Source organism: Oleiphilus sp. HI0061 (assembly GCF_001635675.1).
The window spans coordinates 1-8,799 of record NZ_LWFE01001171.1 but is presented as its reverse complement, the minus strand read 5'-3'; the positions used below and the strand labels follow the sequence as shown (position 1 = coordinate 8,799).

Sequence of the window (8,799 nt, the reverse complement as noted above, 5' to 3'; positions counted from 1 at the left end):
GGGGAATGCTTTTTCGCATTCCCCCTTTTCACTCCTATTTATACTTCTTTAGCTAATATCAGTTTGCAAAATACATTTGCTCAAAGTAAGCCTCTAAGGCTTCATAACAAACGGCTTCTTCTTTTGCAGTTAATTCAAACAGTGTGTTACCAGCTGATTTCTTCATTCGGTATTCTCCGTTTAATCATCGTAATAACTTAAAAGTATTTGCTTCGTTGCAAGGCCTGAGCAGAAAACAAGGAGTCGAATCCGGTATATAATTGATTACTAAGGCTCGCTCTTTGAAATCGTTTCATTACGTACTTCCTTGTACAGTTATTACTAAAGCATTAGCCGTGCCAAGACAACAAATTAGTTTCATCCAATTGATTTTATTAACAATTTAAATTAAATGACATAATAATAACTCTCAACATCAGTAAGCTCATGCACCATAGCTTTGCGTATAAGTACTAACACGCACTATTATTGGGTTATAGTCCGAGATAGCGTTGCCCTTAACAATAACAAAAGCTAACAGGCTAAATTTTATGACATCACAGAGCTTCCATCAGTCCGCTAGCTGTTCATGCACCACATCGAAAATCACCGTCAGAGCCCAACCTTTTTCTCGCTTTAAATGCCATTGCACTATTTGCCAAGAGATCTATAACAAGCCTTATGCAGAATTTGTCGTAGTCAATGCAAAAAATGTTGAGCTAAACAAATCTGATCAACTATTGTTTGCAAAATATCGTCGTCCTCCTGCTCTAACTAGAGGTATATGCCAAAACTGCCAATCTCCATTAGTTGGCTTTTTGAGGCTTGCGCCTTTTTTAAAACTGGCCTTTATTCCCATTGACCGTTTTGAAGACCCTGGCGCACTACCAGCAGCTCAAGGGCATATTTTTTATCACAGCAGAAGTGAAGAAATAGACGACAATTTACCGAAGTTTAGCGGATACTGGAAAAGCGAACTGGCGGTGAGCCAATCTGTACTTAAGGGATTAATACAACATTAGGTTAACTGAGCACTCTAGTAATTCTTATGCTTTAATATAAGACACTAGTTCTATCGTTATAAAGGCTTATTTCGAGCATACTCAAATATTATCTTATATTATTGCTTTGCATTTTTAGTAGTCTAGTTCACGCAAAATCACCAGACGCACAAACTATAGCGATAGCAGCGCCTCATATCACTAGCCTAATTGAGGAAGACCAGTCTGGCATCTATCAAGGCATTCTGAACGAAGCTATTTCAGATATGCCTTTCAAAATCATTCAATCATATACGCCTTATAAACGAGCCCTGGTATCATTTGAGCAAGGCCATACAGACTGCATTTATTCTTTCACGCAAGTGATGCAAGAAAAGCTAGGAAATGAGAATATCATTGCAAGCTTTCCACTAGGTGCCTTCGCTTATTATATGTTTAGCCCTCTCGACCAAAGCCCTTTAACTAGCTCCAGTCAACTTAAAGGACTTAATGTGGGTGCCGTACATGTGCACGAGAACTATTATAAACATAGACTTAGCGAAAAAATAAAACTAGACAAAGTATACAAAGACGCCCAGAACTTGAAAAAGCTCAAAGTAAAGCGTATTGATGTCATGATCGCAGCGCTTCCGGACTTGCAACCTTTCGTAGATCAATTGAGTTACTCTGCCAAGCACCCTCTTGTAGAAAGCTATGACCGTATTACGTGTCATAACAAAGCGCTCACACAAAGCTTCCTTGATGAGCTTTCACCAAGACTCAAAAGAATGAAGGACTCAGGCCGCTATAAAGAAATTTCCGGCGAGTTATTTTTTGACTTCGATAGTGAGTATAAACAACAATAGCCGGCTACCGTACAGATCGAAACAATACATGAAGCGACAATGGCTATTGCACGACTCAAGTATTTTACCTTATTAGGTTTTTTACTATTTTTCAGTAAGTTAGCAGCAGCGGAAGAGTCTATTGATTGTTTCTTAAATACAGCGGCGAGTATGCCCGCTGAAACAACGCTGGCCGAAGTTGCTCACTCATGCACACAACAAAAAGACAAACCACTTATTCCGAGGCGATGATAACCCGGATATCGACGACTACCTAGGTCACTATGAAATTACCGGTGTGATGGACTGGGGGCGCTATAAACTCAGCAGCTCGGTGAGATACAACTTCGACACAGGTTATGGGTCTGCGGAAACCGGATTCAGTTTTCCGATGTGGGGGCGATTAAGAGGTTTCATACAATTTTTTGAAGGCTATGGAGAAAGCCTAATTGACTATGACCACCGGGTACAACGAATAGGCCTGGGCATATTGCTCACCGACCTACTCTAGAATGAATGCTCCAGGAGCGCTTTAGACGCAGAGAGTATCGCATGCTGGTTGTCTTCTTCCAGTTTGAAGCGTTCCTGATCCAGCTTAAAAATCACTCGTTTGTCAGTTTGCTTACGCGCCTCATGAGTTGGCATGTGCTCTAGCGCATCATACATTTTGATAAACACTGAAAACCGCTCATCTTCATGCAGGTTGGGGGCTAAATGGTCAAGTAGCACTTTAATTCTAATGCATCCTTCCGACAGCTCAACCTGCTCGTCTAACATGCATTGTGCGATAACCTTAATGCTGTTGAGGGCCTTATCTTTCTTTTCAGCCACCTCCTCCAGATAAGCTTTTTTCGCGTCCTCTATTCTTTGAATTTTGTTCCATGTTTTGAAGCTAAAACGGAATAAGAAAATAGAAACAAGACTACCGACAACAATTGCAAGCCAGATAAAGTTCTCAGACATATAACAAATCAACTCGAAAGATAGAAAGCGCGAAATTATAGCAGCTTCAGCAAATAGTGTATTTATTTTAAAGTGATTACTAGTTCCTTATAGGAATGCACTCAAATTGACACCGGTCATCACACTAGTAGAAACCTCGTAGTATGCTCACTTCAACAAACTCATTTATACATTACAAATTTTATTGGAGGCAAGATGGAATCTCCCAAGGTTTACGTTCGCGATTACATGCACCCAGCGACATACTCATTTAAACTTGATACTAGCGTTGAAGAAGTCGTTAAAACACTTACCAAAAGCCATATCGTAGGAGCGCCAGTGTTAGATACTGACGGCAAACTGGTAGGTTTTATCACTGAGCAAAACTGCATCAAGCAGATGCTCAACAATACCTACTATTGTGATAGCCACGAAGTAGCAGCTGACATTATGCGAGAGAATCCTCTATCCGTATCCCCTGATGAAGATATTCTTAAGCTAGCAGAAAGCATGCTAAGGAAAGGGCCCAAGATCTACCCAGTAATAGAAAATGATAAAGTGATCGGCATTATTAGACGTGCTGATGTACTAAAAGCACTTAGCCTGGCCAAAAAAGATATGTGTGCAGTGAAGTAGTATTATGCTTCTCTAGCAGGCTAAAGTTGTTCTAACTTCATTTAGCCTGCTCTATCTTCAGGTTCTTAAAACTCCATTCGCGATATGCCCCCATTCCCCCTCCCTGCCGAATAAAAGGTTCACGACAACTCCATTTCAAAATTTGCTATACCAAAAGTAAATTTCTTGTCTGCGAACATAAATAGTTCCGATATCTTCATAGACCTAGGCAATAAAGTTTAATGGTCTAATATAGTAAGTGTGTTAAGATTCCGCTTTGTATTCATTACTCCCAAAAGGCCTGGCAAAATGACTCAGAATAACAAGATAAACATACTTGATGCCTCTTGGTTGGCATTGGATACCGAAGAGACGCCAATGCATGTTGGCAATCTGCAAATTTTATCTCTCCCCAAAGATGCTCCTGCTAATTTTTTACGCGACGATGTTCATCGCATGAAATCGGCTGGAGATATTGTTTCCCCCTGGAACAAAAAGCTCGCGAAGCCTAGCTTACTGGGCCGCTTACTCGCACCGTCTTGGGTTATCGATAAGAACATAGACCTAGATTATCACGTACGTCATTCGGCTCTACCCAAACCAGGCGGTGAACGAGAGTTGGGTATACTTGTATCGAGATTACACTCCAACCGTATGGACTTTAAACGCCCTCTATGGGAGTGCCATGTCATCGAAGGTCTGGAAAATAATCGCTTTGCCATCTACACCAAAATGCACCACTCCTTAATTGATGGCATAAGCGGTGTACGTTTATTGCAACGCACACTAAGCGAGTCTCCAGACGATATCGATACAAGACCGCCTTGGTCTATTGGTACGCCAAAGAAAATTAAAAGCGGCGAACACATTGCGACTTGGCAAGGCGCGCTTGATCAAGCTATCGACGCAATCAAAGAACAAGCCTCGAACACCCCGCAGTTAGTGGGTGCGTTGGCAAAACTGGTCAGTTCATCCGTTCAGGATAGAGTTAAACTTTCTGCTCCGTTTACTGGTCCTAATTCAACCATTAACACCCGGGTGCAAGCCGCTCGCCGCTTTGCTACACAGCAATATTCTTTAGACAGAATTAAGAAACTGGCAGCAGAGGCGGATGCCTCGTTAAACGATATTGTGCTTTATTTATGTGGCACCTCGTTGAGGCAGTTCCTATTAGAAAAAGGACAATTACCTGAGCAACCTTTAACAGCAGGTATTCCGGTTAATATTCGCCCTGCGGATGACACAGGCACAGGTACGGCCATTAGTTTTATGATCGCTAGCTTAGCAACCAATGAAGCGGACCCGCTTCGCCGCTTAGCAACCATTAAAGAGTCGACCCAGATTGCGAAGGAGCACTTACAAAGCTTGCCTAGAGCATCGCTGACACAGTACACGATGCTGATGATGGCACCCTACTCTTTACAGCTTCTCACAGGCCTGGGCGGAAGAATGCGTCCAGCCTTTAACATTACAATATCTAATGTCCCTGGACCGAAAAAGGCTCTCTACTACAATGGCTGTAAACTTGAGGCGATGTACCCAGTATCATTAATCGCCCATGGCGGCGCATTGAATATTACTTGTTTAAGCTATGATGGTTCACTGAATTTTGGCTATACCGGTTGTCGTGACACCTTGCCAAGCATGCAGAACCTGGCAGTATTTTCAGGAGAAGCGCTCGAGGAGCTTGAAGGCTTACTTACAAAAAAAGCCAAGACAAGAAAGACGAAAACTAAAAAAGCCACGACTCGCTAATTATAACGAGGCTCATCAGGATACGCTTAGCGTATCCTGAATCAAACTGACCATCGCAGGCATACCTCCCAGATGAGTCTTAATGTTTATCTTAACATCAGGGTACTGCTCCCTAGCCTTAGCAACTTCGGCCGGAACGTCTTCTATAACATGCCTACCGGCTGACAAGAAGTAAGGCAAGACATCTACTTCAGATGCTCCCTGCTCTATACACTGGATAATTGAGTCGGGTATTAATGGCTCAGCCAGCTCCAAAAAGCCAGTATTGACGATCGCATATTGAGCGCCGACCTTATTCTGAACGCTACGGGAAAGCTCCCGTACTTCATCATTGGAGGACGCTCGTCGTGAGCCGTGTGCAACAATTACTAATGCTTTCATAATGTCCTACTATATTAACCATTTTTTCATTGGGCTCAGTATACTACTCTGCCTACGAGTACTCTATGAGAACAACACCTCAGTCTTTTCCATAATTAACCCTGTGTCAAGACCCTTAAGGCGACCCCTGCCGCTGCCGTTCTATTCTCGACACCAAGTTTAGGAAAGATCATTTCCAAATGTTTATTCACCGTTCGAGGGCTCATCGATAGAATTTCGGCTGCTTCGCGGTTAGTTTTCCCATTCGCTATCCAAAACAAAACTTCCGCCTCTCGCTCAGTTAAATCGAGATTTGCTTTTAATAAAGCAGCTTCTGTTGGCTTGTTCCCGTCAATCAGTTTAATTAGCTGGTCGCCATTGGAATGTTTGCCTACCCTCTTCAGAGATAAAGGATATTCTAGTGCTTCTAAGTTTAGACTATCCCCGTCCTGCGGAGACCCAGCCAACCATTGAGAAAGCATTTTTGTAAACGCCTCAGAACCATCTGTCGGAGAGATATTAGCTTTGGCAAACAAAGCATAGGTTTGCGGGGTGGCCCAGCGAACAATGCCTTTTTCGTCAGCCGTGAAGAGATGCTGCCCAGTGCTATCCAAGGCACTTTGCGCACTCTTGGTTAAACGCGCATTGCTCAAATGCACCTTCATACGCGCTAGCAATTCTGTCGGGTTGATGGGTTTAACCAGGTAATCAACACCACCCACTTCCAAGCCTCGAACAATATCATCAGTATCAGATAAACCCGTCATGAAAATAACGGGAATATCTGCGAGGTCTGCATTTTGCTTTAGCTGGCGACAGGTCTCAAAGCCATCCATTACGGGCATGACTGCATCGAGCAGTATTACATCGGGCCGAATGCGCTTAGCGATCGTTAGGGCTTGCTTGCCTTCCAGAGCAACCAGCACGTCCATTCCTTCCGCTTCCAAGGCATCGTTAATCATGCTCAGAGCATCGGGGGAGTCATCAACAACCAACACAGTATCGGTCTGGCTTAAAGGCGTCATCATTTAATCTCTTAAGGCTTGCGCAAGTTGGTCGAACTGGAAACTGTCACTCATAGCAAACAGGCTCTGCATAAATGGCTCCGGTAGTAACTTAGCTGATTCTACCTGAGCTAAAGTTTGCACGACACCCTTTCGGTAGCCCATTTCGGCGTAGGCTTTTAGCTCACGAATTAAGGGGTCGTTGGGAATAACGAAGGCGTCACTAGTTTGTGCTTCTTCAGGGTTACCATCGCGCTCTTTAGACAAGACTTTAACCGAGTCGAAATCTTCACTTTCATTTTGCGATATCCAGTGCAAGCCCAGGTGCTCAGCTAGCTTATCTAACAGAGCCGCATTGTTAATCGGTTTAATCAAATAATCAGAATAGCTGGCCGTGGCAATGTAGTCGCTCGATGGCATTTGTGCATTGGCAGAGAGCATTAAAATCGGAACACTAATTCCCTCACTACGTAAATCATCAGCCAATTCGTAACCTGTTTTGCCAGGCATCGAGACATCGAGAACAAATAGATCTGGCTTGGCCGTATCTAATAGCGCCATACAAGATGGTGCATCAAAAGCCTCTAAGGTAGTAAAGCCCAGTGGAATGAGTAAGTCTGACAAGAAGCCCCTTAGAACCGGGTCATCATCTACCAAACAGATAGTTCGCTGATAACCTTCGTAGCCAACTATCTTGGCCTTAACGGCTTCTTCTACCTGCTGAGTATTGTTCACCCAGGGCAGCATTAAGCTCACCTTAAAACAACTGCCCTTCCCAAGTTCTGAGTCGACCTGTAACTCTCCACCCATTACTTCAGTTAAGAGCTTCACGATAGTCAAACCAAGACCTGTCCCCTGCACATTCGGTGTATGTGTATTACGCACCCTTTCAAAAGGTTCGAATATACGTGCAAGGTAGGAAGCCTCTATCCCTGGCCCGGTATCTTTGATAATGAATTCTGCCACCTGAGAACGGTACTTCACCGTAAAGTCGATTGAACCTTCTTGTGTATACTTCACAGCATTAGACAAAACATTGATCAAAACCTGGCGCAAGCGCTTTTCATCTGCCATCACCATTTTCGGCAATCGCCCTTCTATATTGAAGTTAAGCTCAATCCCTTTGTTCTTAGCCTGCATTTGAAACATACTGGCAAGCTGATCGAGCAATTCAGGTAACTGAACCTTGTTCCGAAACAAGTCCAAGCGCCCAGCCTCAATCTTTGATATATCAAGCAGGCCTTCAATCAAATCTGCCAGATGCAAGCCACTGCGATGAATGATATTCAAGCCTCGAGACTGTGCATCATCAAGGTCCTGCTTGTCAGTCAGTAATTGCGCATAGCCGAGTATCGATTGAAGCGGGGTTCTCAGCTCGTGACTGATCCCAGATAGATAGCGACTCTTGGCGTCATTCGCTTGCTCTGCATGCTCTTTGGCTTGTTGCAATTCCAGATCGGTTTTCTCATGAGCTTGGATTTCTCGCATCAGCTTACGTGTTTGCCGATTGGACTCAATTTGGGCTACCACCCGGCTCTCGTGCGCCAAGAGAAACAGCCAGGAAATCACACCCGTAACGATCAAGAAAATAAAGAACAGTGTGATCAGACTTTGCTTTAGCACCTCCTGATCGGCAATCGCAGAAGGCATCATATGCTCATAAACCAAGGCCAGCATCGCGGCGTTGATCATATTCGTAATAATAAGCAGCCCAGCAAAACGCCCTAGCCTTGAATTCGTAGAACGCACTAACTTGCCTGGCATAAAGCGCCTTAAGAAATTCACCACCTGACGAGAAAGCCTAGCATGAGGTTTGCAGCTATCTAGACAACGCACATCGAGGGAACAACAGAGCGAACATATAGGCTGAGCATAAACGCCACAATAACTCATGTCCTCCACTTCAAAGTCATTGTCACAGACGCCGCAGGTAAGCGTCGGTCCAATAGACGGGTATGGTGACGGTGCAGCACCCGACGAAGCTCTGGTTTTCGCTTCCTCTATAATGGGAATAAGCTCTGGGGACTGTCGCGCTAAGTAATACTTTCCTTTGGTAATATAAGCGATCAGTGGCACAAAGATGAAACAGGCTAACAAAGAAATAAAGTGGCTAAGATTCTTACTTGTCTCGCCAAACACCCCAAGATATGCAGCTAAACCAAGAATACAGGCAGCCACCATTGAAACAGTACCAACCGGGTTAACATCATAGAGGTGACCTCGCTTAAACTCGATATAAGAGGGGCTGAGCCCAAGTGGTTTGTTAATCAATAAGTCTGCAGTAAGCGAGCCTAGCCAACTCACTGCGACAATAGCGAA

Annotated in this window: 9 protein-coding genes; 5 read left to right on the top strand and 4 right to left on the bottom strand. The window is 43.9% G+C overall.

From position 1 onward, the window contains the following. The first annotated feature begins 530 nt into the window (after window positions 1–530). The 3 genes from A3735_RS17870 (at window position 531) to A3735_RS29095 (ending at window position 2,315) form a co-directional block, all read left to right on the top strand. Window positions 531–1,001 carry a GFA family protein gene (locus A3735_RS17870; protein ID WP_068507378.1) on the top strand — a complete coding sequence of 157 codons (471 nt, stop codon included), beginning with the start codon at window positions 531–533 and terminating at the stop codon, window positions 999–1,001. Window positions 1,002–1,102: 101 nt separating this feature from the next. Further along, window positions 1,103–1,825: a transporter substrate-binding domain-containing protein gene (locus tag A3735_RS17865; protein WP_082880458.1), complete on the top strand. Its 723-nt coding sequence runs from the start codon at window positions 1,103–1,105 to the stop codon at window positions 1,823–1,825. A gap of 178 nt (window positions 1,826–2,003) precedes the next feature. Then, window positions 2,004–2,315, top strand: coding sequence for a phospholipase A (locus A3735_RS29095; protein WP_197469993.1), 312 nt, complete (start codon window positions 2,004–2,006; stop codon window positions 2,313–2,315). On the opposite strand, the gene A3735_RS17855 is transcribed toward A3735_RS29095, so the two are convergent. Next, on the bottom strand, window positions 2,312–2,767 hold the full coding sequence (locus tag A3735_RS17855) for a DUF2489 domain-containing protein (protein ID WP_068507385.1): 456 nt from the start codon (window positions 2,765–2,767) through the stop codon (window positions 2,312–2,314). The genes A3735_RS29095 and A3735_RS17855 overlap by 4 nt on opposite strands. Before the next feature lie 195 nt (window positions 2,768–2,962). Here A3735_RS17855 and A3735_RS17850 point away from each other — a divergent pair, with 195 nt between their 5' ends. Next, window positions 2,963–3,382, top strand: coding sequence for a CBS domain-containing protein (locus A3735_RS17850; protein WP_068507387.1), 420 nt, complete (start codon window positions 2,963–2,965; stop codon window positions 3,380–3,382). A 288-nt stretch (window positions 3,383–3,670) separates the two neighbouring features. Next, window positions 3,671–5,116 (top strand): wax ester/triacylglycerol synthase family O-acyltransferase, encoded by a 1,446-nt coding sequence (locus A3735_RS17845; protein WP_068507389.1) that lies wholly within the window; start codon window positions 3,671–3,673, stop codon window positions 5,114–5,116. A 15-nt stretch (window positions 5,117–5,131) separates the two neighbouring features. On the opposite strand, the gene A3735_RS17840 is transcribed toward A3735_RS17845, so the two are convergent. The 3 genes from A3735_RS17840 to A3735_RS17830 form a co-directional block, all read right to left on the bottom strand. Then, window positions 5,132–5,497, bottom strand: a complete 366-nt coding sequence (locus tag A3735_RS17840) for a sirohydrochlorin chelatase (RefSeq protein WP_068507391.1) — start codon at window positions 5,495–5,497, stop codon at window positions 5,132–5,134. 95 nt (window positions 5,498–5,592) lie between these two features. Beyond that, on the bottom strand, window positions 5,593–6,501 hold the full coding sequence (locus tag A3735_RS17835; protein ID WP_369820144.1) for a response regulator: 909 nt from the start codon (window positions 6,499–6,501) through the stop codon (window positions 5,593–5,595). A 3-nt stretch (window positions 6,502–6,504) separates the two neighbouring features. Then, a partial coding sequence (locus tag A3735_RS17830) for an ATP-binding protein (protein WP_068638384.1) occupies window positions 6,505–8,799 on the bottom strand: 2,295 nt, incomplete at its 5' end.

What these genes read in the sequence shown, in the direction of transcription:
- A3735_RS17870 (WP_068507378.1), top strand. Translation starts at nt 531, where the DNA reads ATGACATCACAGAGCTTCCATCAGTCCGCTAGCTGTTCATGCACCACA.
- A3735_RS17855 (WP_068507385.1), bottom strand. Translation starts at nt 2,767, where the DNA reads ATGTCTGAGAACTTTATCTGGCTTGCAATTGTTGTCGGTAGTCTTGTT.
- A3735_RS17850 (WP_068507387.1), top strand. Translation starts at nt 2,963, where the DNA reads ATGGAATCTCCCAAGGTTTACGTTCGCGATTACATGCACCCAGCGACA.
- A3735_RS17845 (WP_068507389.1), top strand. Translation starts at nt 3,671, where the DNA reads ATGACTCAGAATAACAAGATAAACATACTTGATGCCTCTTGGTTGGCA.
- A3735_RS17840 (WP_068507391.1), bottom strand. Translation starts at nt 5,497, where the DNA reads ATGAAAGCATTAGTAATTGTTGCACACGGCTCACGACGAGCGTCCTCC.
- A3735_RS17835 (WP_369820144.1), bottom strand. Translation starts at nt 6,501, where the DNA reads ATGACGCCTTTAAGCCAGACCGATACTGTGTTGGTTGTTGATGACTCC.